This is a genomic window from Mucilaginibacter sp., assembly GCF_035492695.1.
GTDB lineage: Bacteria > Bacteroidota > Bacteroidia > Sphingobacteriales > Sphingobacteriaceae > Mucilaginibacter.
Genome location: NZ_DATJJC010000007.1, coordinates 449,927 through 469,636 on the forward strand (window position 1 = coordinate 449,927; position 19,710 = coordinate 469,636).

Consider the following 19,710-nt stretch of genomic DNA (forward strand, 5'->3'; position numbering starts at 1 on the left):
TGCACTATCCTAAACTTATTAACAAAATGATAAAAAATTACGCTCTCAAAAACTTACTCCTTATCGCGGCTGGTTCATTGTTGTTTGCTATAACTTCCTGCAAAAAAGATAGTAAAACACAGGTAACTCCTGGCGATGAGATTGCAAAGCCGAAAACGCTTGGTTTTTACGAGACTAATGTCAATTCGCATCGTATATTAATGATGGCCGTATCAAAGATCGGCAGTCAGTCTATGGGCTACAAATTGGTGTTCGACACCGGCTCGGGCGGGATGGTAATTGATGCGAACGGCATTTTACCGGCATCGATGATCACTGCTGATGGCTTTACCTTTTCCGGAGATTCGACCGTGGTCAACGGTATCACGGTAACCAAGCAAACTTCACAAGTTGTTTATGGCGACGATAACAATACCATGGATACTGTTTACGGCAACCTGGCCTATGCCGATGTTACCGTTGGCGATGCCAATGGTAACATCGTAGTTAAACACATGCCGTTTTTCCTTTACTACAAAGCCATAAATAATAAAGGGTTCCAGTTTGGGGCGCATTCGTTTGATGTATTGGGTGTTTCCTCGGAATATGATATCACTTTTACCAGCGGCGAGTATATCACCAGCCCTTTCAGTTATTACGATCCGGGCAAAGGTTTGTTAAGAGGATTTAAAATGGCTGCCCTTGGTTTGTCTCATTTCTCCGATGCCGGTACTTATGTACCCGCACTAACCCTGGGGTTAACCAATGCTGATATTAACTCAGGCTTCAGCGTGGTGCAGTTACTATACCTGAACGGGGATGGTTATATACCTGTTATGCCCGGGCTTATAGGCGTTTCGAATGACAATATCGCTGCGGAAATGCTGTTTGATACGGGCACTTCTCCCTACAGTTTTATTATGGAACCCAACGCGCCGCCCGGACAAATCTTCACGCTTGTTACCAATAATCGCGTTTCTATTTCCACTAGTACCGGTTTTAATTACGGATATGATGTTAGCGATCACCAAAACCTTACACTTGTCGAAAACCCTGCAACTTCGGGAACAGGTATTTCGGTATTCGGCCTTGATTTTTTTATCGAAAACGAGTATATGCTCGATTTTACCGATCACATGGTAGGTATAAAAACAGCCAGGTAGGTTTACCAATGCAGTTTTCAATTAATTACACCCCGGAGTACTATTCTTCAAAAGCTACCCGGTTTTTTTTTCTTTTTTTCGATAATGATGCAACCTGTTTGGAAAAAGGCTTGTCTTATAACCAGCTGATCACCACCAAATGCGTCTGAGATGGAAGAAGTACTGCCCGAATTAAAGGAATTTATTGCCGGCTACTGCGAAAGGTACCGGATCGCAAGGATCGATCCTGAAGCGTTGACGGTGGATACAAGTATCGATCTTGACCTGGATATTGTAGATATTGAAATGGACCTTTTCCTGGCCGAATTTACCGACACGTTCCGTATCGATGATTCAAGGTTCACATGGTATAAATATGGCTATCCAAAAGGCTCACCAACGGTCGAAGTGATCAGGCGGGTTTTTGGCTATCAGTCGCCTTGGGTTAAAAAACTGGCAAACCGGTTATATACCCCAAAATTCAGGGTTTATAACTTACAGCAGGCTGTCAAAAGCGGGCGGCTCGAATAAAAATTAAGAACCCTGGCCTTTATGCCCCGGGCAGGGAACGGAGTAACCTCTATCGGCGGGGTCAGCTTTCAAATTCCAGATACCTTCCGGTTTGGGGTTGCTTCGTTCCATGTCTTTAACACATCAATAGTTATCAATAGCGGGGTTTCGCTTGCTCTTCCTCCGGGAAGAGCGAGTGAAACTATCCCGTTACCATCAATTCGCGCACTTCCAAATAGCCATCAACCTCAAATACAGGTATCTCGCGGGCCATTTCCACCGCTTTGTCCATGTTTTCGGCTTGTATCAGCAGGTAGCCGCCAACAATTTCTGTCCCTGTCCTATGTATATCGTGCACCACCTGGGCATCCGGACCTTTTATCATTTTACCATTAAGCGAAAGTGCGCTTCCGCCTAAAAAATTTCCGGTGGGACCATGTTTTTCAAACCATTTGTTCCAGTTGGCACGATGTGCCGATTGTTGTTCTTCAGTAGGCTGGTTGGCGCGGCCGTCGGGTTCGCGTACCAGGATGATGTATTTGGTCATAATAGTATAAAGGAAATTATTTTATTGTTTAATATGCCTGGAATATCACCTTGTCGCCCAGTTTCAAACTGATATTTTTAACGGAACCGGTACCCTGGAAAGTATAGCCCATGCCTACGATATTTTCTTCGTAAGGTGGTAATTGCGATTGATAAACCAATTTGTCGTTCACGTAGTATTGTATTTTATCTTTCGCACTGCGGCAATCCACTTTTACCCATTGAGACAGGTCGGCCCCAAAACCTGAAAGATCATGGTCTTTGCCCGACTCAAAATAACGCCCGTTAAGAAGGGCCAGGTCGGATATGCAGCCTTTCGCTGATAAAGGAATAATAACCGGGCTGTTATCAGTAAACAGCATAATGTTGATGAATTGGCAGGCAGCCGCACCCTCATGAAAATCATTTTTTACCTTAACACTGAATGAAAAATTCTTTAGCGGAACAGGAGCGAAATTGCCAACATTATAAAGTTCGGTAACTGGTGGCTGGGGGCCGAGTGGAATGTTTTTTTTGATGATGGTAGCAGGTAAAATGTTTATCATATTACCGCTGATGAATTCATTGGTATCCAGGTACACCGGGATAGGTTTGTTTGCGATCAGCCCGAGCCAGCCATCGGTTGGTATCATCAGTGTATGCTCTTTTACTATTTTATTATTTACCAGCAGTTTAGCATGATAAAAGCCCGGGCGATAATAAACTGAAGTGAATGTATGTCGTGCCTTATCTACAACCGACCGGGTAGTAGGGTCCCACGATTGCTGTATAAAAACCGAATCTGACGGCCTTACTTTGGCGTCGTAGTCAAAAATAACAGAATTGGGTATGCCTCGTGTAACAGGTCTGCTGGTGAAAGAAAACGCGCCCTTAGGAACCGGGGCGGGCTTTCGTACATACATGGCTACCAGGCCAATCATCGCAACCGCCGTTATTAGCAATGCGGCGGTTCGCCACATACCCCGGTGTTTTTTGTTTTTGACGATAGCAGTTGGAGGGTTGGCCCGTAAGGGATTAACGCTCCGTCCGAAGGCCCTCCAGTTCTCAAACCCGGCAAACCGGGCCAAAGTATCCAAGGTAGTGCCACTGGGTAAATGATTATATTCAACACGTCCCCAAAGCCGCCGTAAGGTACTGGCGCTTAGCGAAACTTTGGTCTTGTCTAAAATAAGCTGGTTCAGCAACTCAAAATCCTTCCCTTGCCAGCGCGACGAGTCGCCCCAGTCAAGCTGCTGCTCAATAATGGACAATAGTTGTTTTACAGCTGAACTTTCCATGTAACGGAGATGACTTGTCAAGATACAGTTATCCAATCAGACGTGCAAGACGGGGCATTTGTGACAAGATATTTTCAACTATACTAATTCATTTTATTTCAAGCTGATGCAACTTGAAAAAACTTGAACTCAAAATGAATTGCCCCGGTTTTTCCCAAAACCTAAGTTTGAGTTAAAAGCAGCCCTGCGGCTTAAATCAAATTCGATCAAAAAGATGAAAACATTATTTATAGCAGTAGTTTGTTTACTTGCGTGTACCTGTCTGCACGCGCAAAAAGGTATCTGGAATACCAAAGATGCCTACCTGGGCCAAAAGCCGCCAGGTGATACACCAAGGGTGTTTGCCGAAAAAATATTAATGAAGCGGGACACTTTCCCTTTCGACAGGGTAGCTTTCTCGGCTGATGGCCGCGAATTTTATTACCCCAGCAGCAATACCTGGTTCGATAGCAAACCAAGTAAAATAAGATATCTGAAATTCGAAAACGGGAAATGGAACGGCCCTTACGTATTCCTGCCCCTGTATTATGCGCCCACCTTTTCGCCCGACGGCAACACGCTCTATTTATTGGGCGGTGTGAAAGATGGTAAGCATTCGTTTGTGTCGCAAGTGCACCGGAAACCGGGCGGCGGCTGGACACAACCCGCCGTCTATTTGAAAAAGGATTATGGCTTGTATGATTTTATGCCGACCAGCAGCGGTGTTTGTTACGTTGGCAGCAATGTGCATAAAGGTAAAATGGGCGATTTCAGTGATTATGATATAAGTTCGCTAACCATGTTGGGAAAGGATACTGTTATCAAAAGCCTTGGTCCGCCAATCAATACGCCCGGTTTCGACGGCGACTTTTTCGTAGCTAAAGATGAATCTTACATCATTGTAAGTGCAAAAGAGACAAAGGATTTTGAATGTGAACTGTGGATCAGCTTTCACAAGCGTGGTAAAACCTGGACAAAGCCGGTAAGCCTTGGCCCGCTGATCAATAATGGCCCGGCGCATCGCTGGGGCGAATATGTATCACCTGATGGTAAATACCTGTTCTACTCAACCGGCCACAGCCCTAAAGATTGCCGCATTGTGTGGGTGCGGTTCGATCGCCTGCTTACCAGATTAAAAAAAGAAAATTTAAAGAACTAAGATCATGAAAAGGTCCATCTTTTTATTGGCAATGCTTATATGTGCAGGCAAGGCCTTTAGCCAAAAATTCGATCTGCAAAAAATGCTCGCGCAACGCAAGCTGGCCGGAGTACCTGGAAACGATGCACAGCCTACGCAAAATGGTAACAAGAAAGGCATTACCATCAAAAATAATATGTGGCTTACCGGTGTCGATTTTAGTTATGGAACGATCGAAGCAGATATTAAGGGACGTAACGAATTTCTGCATAGCTTCCCCGGAATAGCATTTCACGCCGCCGATACCTCGAAAAATTACGACGTGGTATACTTCCGGCCTTTCAATTTTCAGCATGCCGATACTTCACGTCGTAAGTGGTCGGTGCAGTATATGAGTCTGCCGGAGTATCCTTACGATCGTCTAAGAAAAGAAAATACAGGTCAGTTTGAAAACGAGATACTGCCAAACCCCAAACCGGAAGACTGGATACACGCACGAATTGTCGTGAGCCGGGACAGTATTAGGGTTTATGTAAACGGGATGAATAGGCCATCGCTGGTAACTAAAAATCTGCAAAACAGGGCTCACGGGCAGGTGGGTTTATGGGCCGACCTGACAACCGCCGACTTTGCCAATCTATCAATAAAAAAAGAAGAGTAACATGAAAACTTTATTCGTGGCCCTGCTCCTTACCATAACCGGTATATCCTGCGCCCGGCAAAACAAAGGGACGCACAATTATTCAGTTGTCAAACCCGATGAGTGGATCATCCCAAACTCAGGCGGGGTAAGTTACAGGCTTGGAGCATATGAAGGCTCAGAGGCGCTATTGATCAAAAAGAATTTCGGTAACTACAAATTCGGCGCTGTTGCCTACCCGAAAGGACTGACTTTTACTGATGGCGAGATCGAGCTCGATTTAGCCTCAACAACCGGTACCGAATACCTGGGATTTGCTTTCAGGATCAAAGACGCTCATCATTACGAAACGGTTTATTTCAGACCGGCATCGTCGGGTACTATCAATGCCATACAATACATGCCCGAAAAGAAGAGTGAGTTCAACTGGTGGGATTTTGAGGACGCCAAACACCAGGCGAAAACCACTTTGCCTGCCAAAACCTGGTTCCATGTTAAAGCGGTAGTCAAAGGCAGGCAATTGACGGTGTACGTTAACCACCACGATAAGCCTGCTATGGTTTACAACGACCTTGATCCCGAATTAAAGTCCGGCTTTGTTGGCTTCTGGTTCGGCAACAATTTGGAATGCGCTTATAAGAATCTTGTCATTAAAACCTATTGAAGTCATGCTCAGAAATTTCCTCAAAATAGCCTGGCGCAATGTTATCCGCCACAAGTCTCATGCAGCCATCAATGTAGCCGGCCTCGCCATGGGTATCACCTGCTGCCTGTTTATTTTCCTTTGGGTTCAGGATGAGCGGGGGACCGATAACTTCCATCAGAACGGCAAAAACCTGTATGTTTTGTATGAAACAACTACCGCCCAGGGCCAGGTTTCCGCCAGTTATAACATGTCTATGAAGTTCGACACCACCACCAGGCCCTATAAACGAAGTTACCTGGTGGAGGATGCAAAAACTACTATACCGGGTATAGCAGGATATGCCGCTTATGCCACAGGGTACGACCTTCCCTGGGGGCATCCTGAAACTTTGGAGGTGGGCGGGAAAATCGTAAAAATGAATGGCTCCCGGGTTGGCTCCGAATTTTTTAAGATGTTCAGTTTCCCCATTATTGCCGGCAATAATGCAGCTACTGCACTCAGCAACAGGGGTAACATGGCGATATCGCGCCACACAGCCGAGGTCTTTTTCGGCACGCCTGCCAATGCCATCGGCAAAAGTATCCGGTACGAAAATAAGTACAGTTTCATCGTCAGCAGTGTTTTTGAGGATGTTCCTGAGAACAGTTCCCTGAAATTTGATTTTGTTATCAGCTGGGAGCTGCAGGATAGCATGCTGGAATGGTCGTCGAATAATTATGACACCTATATCCAATTGGCTGAGGGCGCCGACCCGAAGCAGGTAGAAATGGCCCTGAACCAATCCCTGCGCAACCGGCTGATTTTTTCCGGTGGCTTTATATATCCCGCAATATCAAAAGGCTCAAACTACCACGTTGGCCTGCAACGTTTTGGCGACCGGTACCTGCACAACATTTTCGTCAACGGAAAGCCTTCGGGCGGCCGTATTGAATATGTACAGATATTCAGCGAAGTGGCGGTATTTATACTCATCATTGCCTGCATTAATTTCATGAACCTGGCCACTGCCCGCTCTGTAAAACGGGCGAAAGAAGTAGGTGTACGGAAGGTAGTCGGCTCCAGCCGGAGTAACCTTGTCGGCCAGTTTTTTGGCGAATCGCTGCTGTTTTCATTCCTGGCCATGATATTGTCCATTATATTACTGGTTGTGTTATTGCCAGCCTTCAATAGTTTTACAGGTAAACAATTTGGTTTTCCGTTAGTCCACCTGTCATTTTGGGTATCACTAATCAGTTTGGCATTGATCACCGGTTTGGTGGCGGGCAGCTATCCGGCGCTGTATCTTTCATCACTTAAACCGGTATTGATATTAAAGGGCACGCTGCATTTTACCCGTGGCGCTGTCTGGTTCCGCAAAGGGCTCACGATTTTTCAGTTCGTGTTAGCCATATGGTTATTGATCGCTACCATCGTTATCACCCGGCAAACCAGTTATGTGCAAAGCGCTCATCTGGGCTATGATAAGGAGAACATGATATACACCCGTATCGAAGGCGAGCTTTCAAAAAAGAACAAATACCTGCTGTTTAAACAGGAAGCATTGAAAATGCCCGGCGTGGCTATGGTCGACCGTACCACCGAGGTGCCACAGGCCATGAATTTTGTGGTATACGACAACGAGATAACGTGGGAGGGCAAGCAAAACAACTTCAATGTCGGTGTAAAACCCGCCTCGGTAGGGTTCGACTTTGTCAAGATCATGAAGCTGCAAATGGCAGCGGGCAGGGATTTCTCCCCGACGAATCCAACCGACTCCACCGACGCCTTTTTGGTTAACGAAGAAGCCGTTAGAGAAATGGGCTGGAAGGATGCGATCGGCAAATCGGTACAAGCCTGGGCGAAGAAGGGGCATATCATAGGTGTGCTGAAGGACTTTCATACCCAGTCGCTGCATGAGCCGATTAAGCCCATCCTGCTGGATATTAAAGAGGGCGAATACTTTGGCGTGATCGTCGTACGCACACAGCCTGGAAAAACGCGCGAAGCCATAGCAAGCATGGCTAAAGTGTATAAGGATATCAACCCCAAATATCCGTTTTCCTACCAGTTTGTCGACGAGGAATACAAAAAGCTATATAGCAGCGAACTTATTATTTCGCAATTATCTATCGTGTTTGCTGTGGTGGCTATCCTCATTTCCTGCCTTGGTTTGCTTGGCCTGGTGATGTTCTCGGCAGAACAGCGCATCAAGGAGTTTGGCGTACGCAAAGTATTAGGGGCATCGCTTAACCAGCTGATGGCCCTGTTTGCTTCTGATTTTCTGAAGCTGGTTTTTGTCGCCTTTTTAGTGGCCGCCCCGCTGGGCTGGTATGCCATGAGCCGCTGGCTGCAGGATTTTGCATATAAGATCGACCTGTCGTGGTGGATATTTGTGGCAGCCGGGATAGCGTCATTGGCAATTGCTTTGTTTACATTGAGTTATGAGGCTTTCAAAACAGCCGTGGCCAATCCCGTAAAAAACCTCCGTTCCGAATAATATATAACTGATCTGTAAATGAGCAAAAGCGGACAGCGATGTTCGCTTTTGATGCAATAGGGCATTTGACTCTAACTATAATTTGCTGATAATAAATTAGTTAATTATTGGCATTGTAATTATTAGTAATAGAAGAGCTTGTATCTGTGGGATATGAGGTTTAGTTGGTAATCGCGTTCCGGGGTGAGATACGGGACGCTTTTTTTTATTTGGGGGCACCTTTTCGGGCTATCCGCTTATACGTCACGGGCGTTAGTCACAGGGCCGGTATTCGCTTCTATCCCGGGTGCGGGGTAGTTATCGCGCCGAAAATTTTCTACATTTATCGTTTCCAGCAAACCAAATTATGACTATATACCACCGTATTGTTTTTTTCCTTTTCATTATAGCTGCCCCATCAGCGTTCGCAGCGAAGAATGTATCCGTTACTTCACCCGATAAGAATATTGTATTCCGTTTGGAAGCGGGACAGGATGGTCTTGTCTATCGCGTAAGCTATAAGGGAAAGGTTTTGATCGACAATTCGCGCTTAAGCATCAGCTTCAAAAATGGCGGTGAGTTTGGCAAAAATGTAACACTTGGCAAACCGGTGTTCCAAAAGATGGAAGAAACTTACGATCTTATCATTGGTCGTTCGAGCCATGTGCACAGCCTGAGCAACGACGTCATGATTCCCCTGACAGAAGCCGGCGGACTTAAGCGGCAACTAAATATCGAGATAAGGATTTTTAACGACGGTGCGGCTTTCCGCTATGTGATGCCTGCAAAAGCGGGCTGGGATAAAGTAGAGATAACCGATGAGACCGATCAATTTAATTTTACGGGCGACCCAATCGCGCTCACACTTTTCAGGGAAAACTACACCACTTCGCACGAGGGCCTGTACGACCGCCTGCCCGTGAGCAAGATCAAGCCGGATACGCTGATGGATATGCCGGCTTTGTTTGAATATGCCAATGGTGTTTACATGGCTATTACCGAAGCTAACCTGCTGGATTATGCGGGTATGTACCTTATAAAACATAATGGCGTTGTGCAAAGTGCGCTCTCGCCATTGCCGCATCAAAAGGAACTGAAGGTAATAGCCACATTGCCGCACAACAGTCCGTGGCGGGTAATGATGATAAGTGACAGGGCAGGGGCGTTCATCGAATCGAATATCCTGACCAACCTGAGCGAGCCTTGCCGCATAAAAGACCTGGGCTGGATAAAACCCGGCAAAACTACCTTCCCCTGGTGGAACGGCAATGTGTCGCCGGATACTTCCTGGGCGCCGGGGAATAACTATGATTTTAATATGTACTATACCAACTTCTGCGCTAAATATGGGTTGGGCTATCATACCGTTGTAGAATACGGATTGCATGAATGGTATGTAAATGACGGCGAAGGTTTTCAGCCCGGTCCGCATGCCGACCCGTCCAAAGCCGTACCGGGTTTGGATATGCAGCAGTTGTGTGATTCGGCTAAGAAAATAGGTGTGGGCATACGGGTTTGGGTGCATTTTTATGCATTGTACCCCAAACTCGACGAAACCTTCGCTCAATACGAAAAATGGGGCATAAAAGGCCTGATGTGTGATTTTATGGACCGCGACGACCAGGAAATGGTAAACATGCAGACGGAGATATTAGAAAAAGCTGCACAGCACCACCTGCATATCCAGTTTCATGGGGCGTATAAACCTACCGGCACCGCCCGTACTTATCCCAATGAATTTACCCGCGAGGGCACCCTGAACTATGAAAATGATAAATGGAACACCATTGTAACCCCGGATGCCGATGTGAATATCGCCTTTACCCGTTTACTTGCCGGGTCGACCGATTATCATTTGGGTGGATTTCGCGCAGCAAACCTGAAAACTTTTAAACAGCATTACACCGCCCCGATGGTGCTGGGTACGCGCTGCCACATGCTGGGTATGTATGTGGTACTGGAAAACGAGCAGGGCATGGTATGCGATTATCCCGATGCCTACATCGGTCAGCAGGGCTTTGAGTTTTTGCAGCAAGTGCCCCTAACGTGGGACGAAACCAAAGTGCTGAACGCCAAAGTAAGTGATTATGTCACCGTCGCCCGCCGCAAAGGAGATGAATGGTACATCGGCACCATCAGTAATAATACAGCCCATGATATCAAAACATCGTTGTCCTTCCTTCCCGCAGGAAATTATATCGCCGAAATTTACAGCGATGCCCCTGACGCCGGTACAACCCCGGATCATTTGGTTAAAGTGATCAGGCAGGTAACTAATCAAAGTGTTATCGATACAAAACTTGTTGCGGGGGGCGGGCAGGTGATGCGGGTGTATAAAGCGAAGTAATATTTTTTGTCATTCTGAGCGTAGCGAAGAATTTATTGTGAATTGATCCGGAGCACAGAATTGAATTTCAAATATATGCTTCACTTTGTTCAGAAGAGCAATTTTTATATTAATTGTCATTCTGAGCGCAGCGAAGAATCTATTGACAATTCCTAAATTGAGCATAATTTTATCCCTTAACGGAGTTAAATGCGTCAATATAATTTCTACACCTACATGCTGACTAATTTTAAGCAAACCGTATTATATGTGGGTGTAACAAATGATTTAGAACGTCGCTTATCAGAACATTACTTTGGAACTGATCATAAGAAGGCTTTTACAAAGAAATACAAATGTTTTTATCTCGTTTGGTATGAGCGGCATCAATATATAGACCATGCTATAGATCGGGAAAAAGAAATAAAGGGCTGGACGCGCGAAAAGAAAAACAAATTGGTCGCGGAAGAAAATCCTAACTGGCGCTTTTTAAATGGTGATTTGATGGAATGGCCGCCTCCGATCAATAATATTCAATAGATTCTTCGCTGCGCTCAGAATGACAAGAAGTGGGTTCAAAACAGATCCGTAACCCTGGTATGCTTCCGTTTAATATACTTGCGAAAATCAAGCACAATACCCGCGAAGAAGTAAAATATCAGCGGGAAACCGACAGCCAAAAAGGAAGAGTAGATAAAAAACAACCTTATTTTAGAGATAGAGATATTAAAGCGTTCGCCCAGGTAGGTGCAAACACCAAAAGAGTACCTTTCAAAAAATGTAATTATCCGTTGCAACATGTCAAACCATTTTTAGTATCTTATTTCCAACGCCGCATTGCAGGCATTTCTTATAACTGCAGTAATTGTTTTTCAGCTCCAGCAAAGCCTGCGAATCAAACGCGGTATTAACCTTTATACCCAGCAAACCGAAATTTGTTACAATATTATTTTCCTCAGCGGGTAATTTTTCCAACAATTTCAGGCTGCGGTTAATAAAATACTCCTGCTGGTTGCGTTTGCCGTAACTGAATAAAAATAGCACAAATGTATTTAATAAGAGAATATCTATGGAAGATTCGCCCAAACTTTTTGACGACGGCTTCGATTCTGCATCAAAACGGTAGTGCGTTTCCCAATAAGGATTAACTCCCAGGTCGGTGAACAGCTTACGCAGATAAGCGACATCCTTTATCTCGATCATTTTGGAAAACAAATGATTGGATTTGACGATCAACGCCGCAAACTGCGCCAGCCGGATGGTCGGGAAATTCTGCGGGCGCATCCGCATAAATTTCCACAGGTGCTTTTCGATAGGCCCGAGGTTATATTTCTTTCGCAGGAAAGCGTATTCCTCTTTCAGTATTTTGGGATAATCATCTTTAAATTCTTCCTCCAGGAACCCGGCTTGGCCGAATATTAGCGCCTCAATCTGCAATGGGTTATTCTTATGCTTGGCCAATGTGAGCTGTGGTAACGATTTTGCCATCAGTTCGAAAGGGAGGGCATTGGTTTTAAAGCCAAACTGCGCCGCTAAAAATTGGTAAAAAGTTTCTTCCCAATCTCCTCTGTTTTTTTCCAGCGAAGCCATGACAGCCGTCGAACGTTTCTCCAGGCGCTCTACCAAAACCCTTGTCAGCCAGTTGCGCAGGGTGATATCATCCACATGCCTGACGGTACCCTCGCAGGGTATAAATTGCTGGTTGCCGAACACGAGATTGTGATAACGGTTGTACAGATCAGGCGAAATCCGGTCCTTCAGTTCCAAAGTCGCCAGCCGGCGGCCGTCAGGTAAAGTGATCGGCTCGTCATCCCGGTACACCACATGCAGGATCACATTTTTATAGGCGTTGTCGTTGGTATGTTTGTGCTTATGCCAGTCGCTCGAGTTGATATGCAGTTCCACGTTGCCCGCCCAAGTAGTATCGCCAATACGCAATCGCGCATTATGAAAATCCGGACCCGAATCGGTATTAGGTAACCCCGCAGAAAAAACTTCAATGCTTTCGCCACCCGTGGTTTGTAGGTTATCGCGGTCGAACAGGCGAAATTTCCAGATATAATGGATAAAGTCTTCGGTGAAAAACATCGAACTAAAATAGGCAAATTATTGAAAACTGCCTGCGGTATAGGGCCACAAATTGCTGATCATAAAAACGGGTACACCAAGTGTTCACGCGCAGGCGTTTGCCACGCATTGTGGCTGTTGGATGTGGTGATAATAAGCATATTGTATTTTACACTAAGGGTTAAAATCGGGCAATTTTTTATGTTTGTGTGAACATGGCTTATTATGTGTTCATATACAGTTAGTTAGGCACGAATGGTTTAAAGCGGTTTACGCTAACAAGTACACTATAAAATCGCCAATATTCTATTTCGGTCAACAAAAATCAACTTTAGGCCGGTTTGGGGAGCTTTTTCGCCGGGTTTAATGGCTTTGTGTATTGGGTTTTGGCAACAACTTGAGAGAAGGTGTTTTATTTTCGGTACACTACTTAGCGCTACGGTCGGCAATGGACTCACCCCGACATCGCTAAGCCGCTCGTCGGCCCTCTCTCCGCCCTTGGCGCAAAGAGGGCTTTGAAAACAAAAATCCAACTCATCCTTATCCGCTTATCAGTATATAAAGACGTTTTTTTAAAATTTAAAACCACCCTCTTTTTGCGTAGCAAAGAGAGGGTCGACCAGCGCAGCGTCGTCGGGGTGAGTCCACCGCAGGAGATGCGAAGCGCGTTCCAAACGCCCCTAAACCACATTTAATTTTTATCTTTCACCCGTCACGCCCCAACTCAAAGATTTAACTTAAATGGATAACTTAGGCGAACCATGAGTATTAATAAAGATATTTTCGAACGGTTAAGGGGTGGTAACCCGGTAAGCCTTGATGATTTGCAATACCACAAAGTACAGGAAGTGGTTTCCAGGACGATAAGTTTAATTGCCGAACTTAATGCTTCTTCAAACAACGTCGCCCAGGTCCGTAACCGATTAAGCGTTGTGATTGGTGCGGAAATAGACGAGTCGACCACTGTTTTTGCTCCATTCTATACCAATTTCGGCAGATTTATTAAAATAGGCAAAGGTGTATTTATAAACCATGCCTGTACGTTCCTGGATATGGGCGGAATCACCCTGGAAGATAATGTCCTTATTGGGCCAAAAGTCAACCTCATCACCGAAAACCATCCAATGGAACCGGAAAATAGAAAGTCATTGGTTTGCCGTCCTATTGTGATCAAGCGCAACGCCTGGGTTGGCGCGGCTGCAACCATATTGCCCGGTGTTACAGTTGGAGAAAATGCTATCGTCGCAGCAGGAGCTGTTGTAACAAAAGATGTTGCTGCAAACACAATCGTAGCGGGAGTGCCTGCAAAAGCTGTAAAAAGTATTTAAAAATAGAAAATTAAATTTTGTCCCAACTCACCACCCTCGATCGCATCAAATCCATTATCGGCGGCTCGCTGGGTAACCTGGTGGAATGGTACGACTGGTACATCTACTCCTTTCTGTCCTTGTATTTTGCCGGTTCATTCTTCCCTAAGGCTGATCAGACAGCACAATTGCTGAATACTGCCGGCATATTCGCCATCGGTTTCCTGATGCGACCGATAGGCGGCTGGTTAATGGGCACCTTCGCCGACCGCAAAGGCCGTAAAACGGCGCTTACCTACTCGGTATTGCTGATGAGCGCTGGCTCGCTCATCATCGCCGTCGCACCCGGTTATAAACAGATAGGCATTGCGGCGCCCGTATTGCTTTTGCTGGCGCGAATTATACAGGGCTTAAGCGTAGGAGGGGAGTATGGCACAAGTGCCACCTACCTGAGCGAAATGGCGACCAAAAAGCACCGCGGATTTTATTCGAGCTTCCAGTACGTAACACTAATTATGGGGCAGCTAACCGCCGCAGGCGTGTTGGTGCTGCTGCAAAAAGTATTTTTAACCGAACAGGAACTACATGCCTGGGGCTGGCGCATCCCTTTCGTTATCGGGGCGATATTGGCCATTACGGTAATGTACCTGCGGCGAAGCCTGCACGAGCCGGAGTCATTTACAAAAAACACGGAGAAAGACCGGGGAACGTTAAAAGCATTGGCGAAACATCCCAAAGCTGTATTTACCGTTATCGGCTTAACGGTTGGCGGCACAGTGGCGTTCTATACGTTCACTACCTACATGCAAAAATTCCTGGTGAACACCGCCGATTTCAACAATGCCGATGCGACAATGATATCAACCCTGACGCTGGTCGTATTCATGCTTCTGCAGCCTGCATTCGGCGCCTTGTCCGATCGTATAGGACGTAAGCCATTGCTCATAAGTTTTGGTATTTTGGGAACGCTGGCTACAGTTCCTATCATGACAGCCCTTGGAAAAACGCACGACGTGTTACCGGCATTTCTATTGATAATGTGTGCGCTGCTGATAACCAGCGCGTACACTTCCATTAATGCGGTGGTAAAAGCCGAACTGTTTCCGGTAGGCGTGCGGGCCCTGGGTGTTGGTCTTCCTTACGCCATAGCGGTATCGGTATTTGGCGGCACAGCCGAAGCGTTGGCCTTATCATTCAAACAGCACCATCACGCGCAATGGTTTTACTGGTACGTAAGTGGTTGTATTGCTTTGTCTATGGTGGCCTACTTCGTTATGCCGGATACCCGGAAGCATTCGAAAATAGAAGATTAGGAAGTAATTGGAATCTCCTTCTCTTTAATTTAGGTTTACCAACAAGAATCGAAATTCACCAATCGTTCCTATGGAACGTGTCTTTAAATGTCCATTTTTTCTACCGACCAGGCCTCCCTACGCGACGAATATATCTTCAATCCTCGTCCCGTAGGGACGTCTCGTCGGTAGGATTATAGAAAAGTGGTTCTACGTTCCATAGGAACGTTTGGTGATATCAGATACCAAGAAACTCCAAAATAGAATATTAAAACCCAGCCCAAACTCCCTCTCCTTTGGAGAGGGCCGGGGTGAGGCAAAACAGCGAATCAATTAAGGAACCTTATAAAACACTCCAAACCCTGGGCTACCCAGCACAAATGTTGAAGTTTTTGGCGAAACGGTATAAGTCAGCAAGCCGGTATCCCAGGCCTTTTCGGTGATGTTGCTGAAATTACTAAAGTTTGCTGTCTGGAATATCCCCAGGCCTGCAAATGAAAAATAATATTGACCGTTCACCTGGCTGATGTCGGTTATATTGGGATAAACCGACCCAAATTGATTTTGACTGAATACCTGGGTCCAGGAACTGCCGCCGTCATTTGACTGCTGAACATAACCCGTTCCGCCTATACTGTTATGCGGACTGCCGATGAACATGTGGTCCTTATCGTCGATATAAAGCGATTCGACACTGGATAAAAGATAATTGCCCATCGAGCCGATATTATCCCATGTGCTGGTATGCAGGGCTAATTTATATACTGTTGCGTCAGACCCAATGATAAACAGGTCGCCATTCCCATTTTCGCAGGGGTAGGTGCATGCACCCATCGGCAAACCGTAATCTTCTTCGTTCCAGTTCTGGCCTTTGTCATCCGACACAAATACACCATAACTGTTGGTATACACCAGGTGCCCGCCGCGGGTATAAGCCAGGTCTGAAAAATTGAGTACGCTTAAAATACCGCCGCTTATATTGGCCCAGGTTTGGCCGTTATCGGACGAGTAGAACACGCCGTCGTTTTGTGTGGCCAGGTAAGTATCACTTCCTGATGTGACGATCTTGCTTACAAAGTAGTTTTTCGAAAACGATTTAAGGGGATGCCAGCTTACAGCGTTGTCATCAGAATAATAAACATAACCAGTCTCGTTTTGCGAGGCCAAAATTCTGCCCGATGCAAGTGCTTTTACATTGTTGATAGGGAAGTTTTGCACGCAGCCGCCTTTATGCCAGCCTTTTTGAGCAGCCACGCCGGTCGCTCCGGCCGAGGTCGAATCTTTTTTATTACGGTTAGCATCCATCAATACGATGTTGGCCGACTGGTCGCCCGTTTCACCGCTCAGGTACCACGCAAACGACGCACGGCCGGCTGCTGTTGTGGTTGCTTCGGTTACAACAATATCCTCGCAGCCCGATCTTTTGAATTGAACGATATATCCTTCAACCGGAGAGCCGTTATCGGTTACTTTAACAACTATCGAATCCTTCAACAAATTGCCCACCGTATCGCGCTGGAAATTACCGCCGGTTACCTGTACATGCAGCCCTTTCGACAGGTCGATGTCAATGGCGCCTTTTGGGTTGTCCTTTTTGCAGCCCAAAGCCAGCAGGATAATAGCCGATACCGCGAAAAAAAGCTTCTTCATTTTCAAATTGTTCACTGAAAGTGCTTTATACGATTGCCTTACAGTTTAAGTTGTAAAAATCGCGCAGGAATTAAGCCGAACGATATAGGAGATATTTTTGTTTTAGCCTGATATTAAGCCAGATATGATGTTGATACTAAGCGCTACAATGGCCGTATTAAATACGAAGGCGATAATGCCATGCAGCCAGGCAAGGCGGCGAATGGGGCGCGAGGATATTTCAACATCCGACACCTGGAAGGTCATGCCGATAACGAACGAGAAATAAACAAAATCCAGGTAATCGGGCTCAGGCTCTTCGGGGAACTGTAATCCGCCTGGTTTGCCGTCATCTGCGTCTGGTGTATAGTAAAGCCGTGCGTACCGCATCGCAAACACAGTATGTACCAGCCACCACGATACCGAGACCGATGCCAGCGTAAGCAGGATATGTTCGGAAACATCAGCCGTGGAATGCTTTTTGGTGGTCATCAGTAACCATAAAATAGCGCCCAGGCTAACGATGGATGCCAAGATCACAAACAAAAAAATAAGCGTGCGGCTTGAATCCTCCAATTTGGCTATTTTATGTATCTCCATTGGGTGCGCCCATAAAATGATGAGCCAGTCGAGTATAATGATGGTTAATGCAACAACTATCCAGATCGTAAGAACCTGTGCGGGCGGCGAGGCGACATGCCCGAAAGCAAAATAAGCGACGACACCGAATAACAAAGCTATCAGTAAGCGATATTTAGCATCCAGCCTGAAGATTAAAGCGCGGTTTGATTTGATTGTTTTAGGCATTTTTTTTTGTCGGAAAGACCGCAAGTCGGAAAGTCCGAAAGACGATCACGCAATTTAATACTTTTTACAAACTTTCGGACTCCCGCCTGCCTGCCGGCAGGTATGCGGACTTTCCGACTTCAGGACTTCTACTCAAAAGTCTCTATCACCCGGCCAACCTGCCCGTCTTCCAGCCTTACTTTTATGCCGCGCGAATGGAAAGCTGAACTGGTTAGCAGATCTTTCACAATTCCCCTTGTCCGCCTGCCGCTTCGCTGATCTTTTTTCAGAATGATGTCAACCTCAAGGCCGGGGTATATGTCGTTTCGGTTTTGACCGTTCATGATTACTTTTTTTTCCTTTGCCTTAGCGTGAATAGTTCATCCGTAGTTAAAAAATTCGTGAAGCCCTTACGTTGTAACCCTTGCACAAGTTTTTTGTCTCCCGACCAAAGCTTACACTTAAATTGTTTTGCGTAAGCTATATAATGAATGTCTTTAGGGTCGACATCCTGAACTAACCTTAGGGCCTCTACCCAATATTTTTCAGTGATTTGCTCTTCCGAAATGAAAGTAATTTGCTTGCAAATTTGATATTCAGCTTCTGTGATTTGTTCTGTACTCATCCCCGAAATCTTTTGCAATCGCTGATATTTATTTCTTATCTCATGCCTTAAGAAATCAGGCGCAATGAAAGTGTAGTATTTAGAAGAATTGACGAGCAAATCCCCAATCTTTCCGTTTGAATTTAGGATGCCGCTGAAAACAATATTAGCGTCAACTAATATTTTCACTTAATAAAACGTGATTTGTTCTTTTCCCACCAGTCAGCATTTACCTCATCAGCAAGCTCGTCAATATCTGATTGCTTTGCTCTTGATTTGGAGGTTACTTCAAGATAATTGGCATAATCGATAAGGCGTTGCAAGCCAAAACTGTCAACCGCAGAAGATATGGTTATCGTAAGTTTGTTGTTGTCAATATTTTTAACCTGCATAATACAAATATAATAAATGTATAACTATTAAGCTAAATGTGATTAATTAAACTAATCTTTCCACTGCTGTTTTCACCTTCTCAAAGTCGAAACTTTGCAGCACCTTACCCATCGCCGCAGCTATTTCAGCATTGTTCAAATTGCCGATGCTGCCTTCGTGGGTATGGTTCGCTTTTTTATCCGGGTTGAAATTGCCTTGTTCGATGTCCGCCCCCACTTTTTTATAAGCATCGCGGAACGGCATGCCCTCCAGCACCAGTTTATTCACTTCATCCACGCTGAACAGGTACGCATATTTAGGGTCGTTTAGTATATCAGCCTTAACCTCAATATGCTGCAACATAAAGGCAGCCATGTTAAGACAATGCTTAAGCTCACCAAAGGCAGGAAACAACAATTCCTTCAGCAACTGCAATTCGCGGTGATAGCCCGAAGGTAAATTGGTGGTCATCATGGCCACGTCATTCGGCAGGGCCTGCAGGCGGTTGCATTTGCCGCGCATAATTTCCCAAACGTCCGGGTTCTTTTTGTGGGGCATAATACTGCTGCCGGTTGTGAGCGTATCGGGATAGCTTACAAAAGCAAAGTTCTGGCTCAAATACATCGCCTGGTCCATGGCCATTTTAGCAAGTGTTGCAGCAATCGATGATAAAGCCTGTGCGATTATCCTTTCGGTTTTTCCACGGCCCATTTGGGCATAAACCACATTATAATTTAAGCTGTCAAAACCCAGTAGACTTGTAGTAAGTGTTCTATTCAGTGGGAACGATGAGCCATAACCAGCGGCAGAACCCAGCGGGTTCTTATTGGTGATTTTATAAGCTGCCAATACGAGTTCCAAATCATCTGCAAGGCTTTCCGCATAAGCTCCAAACCATAAACCGAATGACGAGGGCATGGCAACCTGCAAATGGGTGTAGCCGGGCAACAATACGTCTTTATATTTTTCGCTAAGCTCAATTAGCAAACGGAATAGCTTTTCAGTCTCTCCAACA

The 19,710-nt window shown here is 45.6% G+C and carries 20 protein-coding genes; 10 read left to right on the forward strand and 10 right to left on the reverse strand.

Annotation, left to right across the window (positions count from 1 at the left end):
* The first annotated feature begins 26 nt into the window (after nucleotides 1-26).
* Together VL525_RS06245 and VL525_RS06250 are read left to right on the forward strand one after the other, a co-directional pair.
* Complete coding sequence (locus VL525_RS06245; protein WP_325384481.1) at nucleotides 27-1,142, forward strand: hypothetical protein; 1,116 nt, start codon at nucleotides 27-29, stop codon at nucleotides 1,140-1,142.
* A gap of 150 nt (nucleotides 1,143-1,292) precedes the next feature.
* Complete coding sequence (locus VL525_RS06250; protein ID WP_325384483.1) at nucleotides 1,293-1,652, forward strand: DUF1493 family protein; 360 nt, start codon at nucleotides 1,293-1,295, stop codon at nucleotides 1,650-1,652.
* Between the two features lie 181 nt (nucleotides 1,653-1,833).
* Here VL525_RS06250 and VL525_RS06255 read toward each other — a convergent pair whose 3' ends face one another.
* Nucleotides 1,834-2,178, reverse strand: coding sequence for a YciI family protein (locus VL525_RS06255; protein WP_325384485.1), 345 nt, complete (start codon nucleotides 2,176-2,178; stop codon nucleotides 1,834-1,836).
* Nucleotides 2,179-2,206: 28 nt separating this feature from the next.
* A complete protein-coding gene (locus tag VL525_RS06260) occupies nucleotides 2,207-3,454 on the reverse strand; it encodes a hypothetical protein (RefSeq protein WP_325384487.1) in 1,248 nt (415 codons plus the stop codon).
* Nucleotides 3,455-3,668: 214 nt separating this feature from the next.
* Here VL525_RS06260 and VL525_RS06265 point away from each other — a divergent pair, with 214 nt between their 5' ends.
* The 6 genes from VL525_RS06265 to VL525_RS06290 all read left to right on the forward strand — a co-directional run bounded on the left by VL525_RS06265 (nucleotide 3,669) and on the right by VL525_RS06290 (nucleotide 11,178).
* Nucleotides 3,669-4,592, forward strand: a complete 924-nt coding sequence (locus tag VL525_RS06265; RefSeq protein ID WP_325384489.1) for a hypothetical protein — start codon at nucleotides 3,669-3,671, stop codon at nucleotides 4,590-4,592.
* A 4-nt stretch (nucleotides 4,593-4,596) separates the two neighbouring features.
* Complete coding sequence (locus tag VL525_RS06270) at nucleotides 4,597-5,232, forward strand: hypothetical protein (protein WP_325384491.1); 636 nt, start codon at nucleotides 4,597-4,599, stop codon at nucleotides 5,230-5,232.
* A 1-nt stretch (nucleotide 5,233) separates the two neighbouring features.
* Nucleotides 5,234-5,875, forward strand: coding sequence for a family 16 glycoside hydrolase (locus VL525_RS06275; RefSeq protein ID WP_325384493.1), 642 nt, complete (start codon nucleotides 5,234-5,236; stop codon nucleotides 5,873-5,875).
* A gap of 4 nt (nucleotides 5,876-5,879) precedes the next feature.
* Nucleotides 5,880-8,333 carry an ABC transporter permease gene (locus VL525_RS06280; RefSeq protein ID WP_325384495.1) on the forward strand — a complete coding sequence of 818 codons (2,454 nt, stop codon included), beginning with the start codon at nucleotides 5,880-5,882 and terminating at the stop codon, nucleotides 8,331-8,333.
* Between the two features lie 346 nt (nucleotides 8,334-8,679).
* A complete protein-coding gene (locus tag VL525_RS06285; protein WP_325384497.1) occupies nucleotides 8,680-10,659 on the forward strand; it encodes a glycoside hydrolase family 97 protein in 1,980 nt (659 codons plus the stop codon).
* Between the two features lie 216 nt (nucleotides 10,660-10,875).
* Nucleotides 10,876-11,178, forward strand: coding sequence for a GIY-YIG nuclease family protein (locus VL525_RS06290; RefSeq protein WP_325384499.1), 303 nt, complete (start codon nucleotides 10,876-10,878; stop codon nucleotides 11,176-11,178).
* 35 nt (nucleotides 11,179-11,213) lie between these two features.
* On the opposite strand, the gene VL525_RS06295 is transcribed toward VL525_RS06290, so the two are convergent.
* Together VL525_RS06295 and VL525_RS06300 are read right to left on the reverse strand one after the other, a co-directional pair.
* Entirely contained in the window at nucleotides 11,214-11,438 is a 225-nt protein-coding gene (locus VL525_RS06295) for a PspC domain-containing protein (protein WP_147032074.1), read from the reverse strand.
* A gap of 1 nt (nucleotide 11,439) precedes the next feature.
* Complete coding sequence (locus VL525_RS06300) at nucleotides 11,440-12,726, reverse strand: DUF2851 family protein (RefSeq protein ID WP_325384502.1); 1,287 nt, start codon at nucleotides 12,724-12,726, stop codon at nucleotides 11,440-11,442.
* Nucleotides 12,727-13,466: 740 nt separating this feature from the next.
* Between VL525_RS06300 and VL525_RS06305 the strand changes: the two genes are divergently transcribed.
* Together VL525_RS06305 and VL525_RS06310 are read left to right on the forward strand one after the other, a co-directional pair.
* A complete protein-coding gene (locus VL525_RS06305; protein WP_325384504.1) occupies nucleotides 13,467-14,033 on the forward strand; it encodes a DapH/DapD/GlmU-related protein in 567 nt (188 codons plus the stop codon).
* A 17-nt stretch (nucleotides 14,034-14,050) separates the two neighbouring features.
* A complete protein-coding gene (locus tag VL525_RS06310) occupies nucleotides 14,051-15,325 on the forward strand; it encodes an MFS transporter (RefSeq protein ID WP_325384506.1) in 1,275 nt (424 codons plus the stop codon).
* 312 nt (nucleotides 15,326-15,637) lie between these two features.
* Here VL525_RS06310 and VL525_RS06315 read toward each other — a convergent pair whose 3' ends face one another.
* The 6 genes from VL525_RS06315 to VL525_RS06340 form a co-directional block, all read right to left on the reverse strand.
* Nucleotides 15,638-16,954, reverse strand: a complete 1,317-nt coding sequence (locus tag VL525_RS06315; protein WP_325384508.1) for a sialidase family protein — start codon at nucleotides 16,952-16,954, stop codon at nucleotides 15,638-15,640.
* A gap of 102 nt (nucleotides 16,955-17,056) precedes the next feature.
* Nucleotides 17,057-17,740, reverse strand: coding sequence for a DUF1345 domain-containing protein (locus VL525_RS06320; protein ID WP_325384510.1), 684 nt, complete (start codon nucleotides 17,738-17,740; stop codon nucleotides 17,057-17,059).
* Nucleotides 17,741-17,868: 128 nt separating this feature from the next.
* The gene (locus VL525_RS06325) at nucleotides 17,869-18,063 is read right to left on the reverse strand and encodes a YwbE family protein (protein WP_325384512.1); all 195 of its coding nucleotides are present in this window, start codon (nucleotides 18,061-18,063) and stop codon (nucleotides 17,869-17,871) included.
* Nucleotides 18,064-18,065: 2 nt separating this feature from the next.
* Entirely contained in the window at nucleotides 18,066-18,512 is a 447-nt protein-coding gene (locus tag VL525_RS06330) for a PIN domain-containing protein (protein WP_325384514.1), read from the reverse strand.
* Nucleotides 18,509-18,715 carry a hypothetical protein gene (locus VL525_RS06335; RefSeq protein WP_325384516.1) on the reverse strand — a complete coding sequence of 69 codons (207 nt, stop codon included), beginning with the start codon at nucleotides 18,713-18,715 and terminating at the stop codon, nucleotides 18,509-18,511. Before VL525_RS06335 ends, VL525_RS06330 begins: the two co-directional genes overlap by 4 nt.
* Nucleotides 18,716-18,761: 46 nt before the next feature.
* The coding region (locus tag VL525_RS06340) for a lyase family protein (protein ID WP_325384518.1) at nucleotides 18,762-19,710 on the reverse strand (949 nt) is incomplete at its 5' end.

What these genes read in the sequence shown, in the direction of transcription:
- VL525_RS06245 (WP_325384481.1), top strand. Translation starts at nt 27, where the DNA reads ATGATAAAAAATTACGCTCTCAAAAACTTACTCCTTATCGCGGCTGGT.
- VL525_RS06250 (WP_325384483.1), top strand. Translation starts at nt 1,293, where the DNA reads ATGGAAGAAGTACTGCCCGAATTAAAGGAATTTATTGCCGGCTACTGC.
- VL525_RS06255 (WP_325384485.1), bottom strand. Translation starts at nt 2,178, where the DNA reads ATGACCAAATACATCATCCTGGTACGCGAACCCGACGGCCGCGCCAAC.
- VL525_RS06260 (WP_325384487.1), bottom strand. Translation starts at nt 3,454, where the DNA reads ATGGAAAGTTCAGCTGTAAAACAACTATTGTCCATTATTGAGCAGCAG.
- VL525_RS06265 (WP_325384489.1), top strand. Translation starts at nt 3,669, where the DNA reads ATGAAAACATTATTTATAGCAGTAGTTTGTTTACTTGCGTGTACCTGT.
- VL525_RS06270 (WP_325384491.1), top strand. Translation starts at nt 4,597, where the DNA reads ATGAAAAGGTCCATCTTTTTATTGGCAATGCTTATATGTGCAGGCAAG.
- VL525_RS06275 (WP_325384493.1), top strand. Translation starts at nt 5,234, where the DNA reads ATGAAAACTTTATTCGTGGCCCTGCTCCTTACCATAACCGGTATATCC.
- VL525_RS06280 (WP_325384495.1), top strand. Translation starts at nt 5,880, where the DNA reads ATGCTCAGAAATTTCCTCAAAATAGCCTGGCGCAATGTTATCCGCCAC.
- VL525_RS06285 (WP_325384497.1), top strand. Translation starts at nt 8,680, where the DNA reads ATGACTATATACCACCGTATTGTTTTTTTCCTTTTCATTATAGCTGCC.
- VL525_RS06290 (WP_325384499.1), top strand. Translation starts at nt 10,876, where the DNA reads ATGCTGACTAATTTTAAGCAAACCGTATTATATGTGGGTGTAACAAAT.
- VL525_RS06295 (WP_147032074.1), bottom strand. Translation starts at nt 11,438, where the DNA reads ATGTTGCAACGGATAATTACATTTTTTGAAAGGTACTCTTTTGGTGTT.
- VL525_RS06300 (WP_325384502.1), bottom strand. Translation starts at nt 12,726, where the DNA reads ATGTTTTTCACCGAAGACTTTATCCATTATATCTGGAAATTTCGCCTG.
- VL525_RS06305 (WP_325384504.1), top strand. Translation starts at nt 13,467, where the DNA reads ATGAGTATTAATAAAGATATTTTCGAACGGTTAAGGGGTGGTAACCCG.
- VL525_RS06315 (WP_325384508.1), bottom strand. Translation starts at nt 16,954, where the DNA reads ATGAAGAAGCTTTTTTTCGCGGTATCGGCTATTATCCTGCTGGCTTTG.
- VL525_RS06320 (WP_325384510.1), bottom strand. Translation starts at nt 17,740, where the DNA reads ATGCCTAAAACAATCAAATCAAACCGCGCTTTAATCTTCAGGCTGGAT.
- VL525_RS06325 (WP_325384512.1), bottom strand. Translation starts at nt 18,063, where the DNA reads ATGAACGGTCAAAACCGAAACGACATATACCCCGGCCTTGAGGTTGAC.
- VL525_RS06335 (WP_325384516.1), bottom strand. Translation starts at nt 18,715, where the DNA reads ATGCAGGTTAAAAATATTGACAACAACAAACTTACGATAACCATATCT.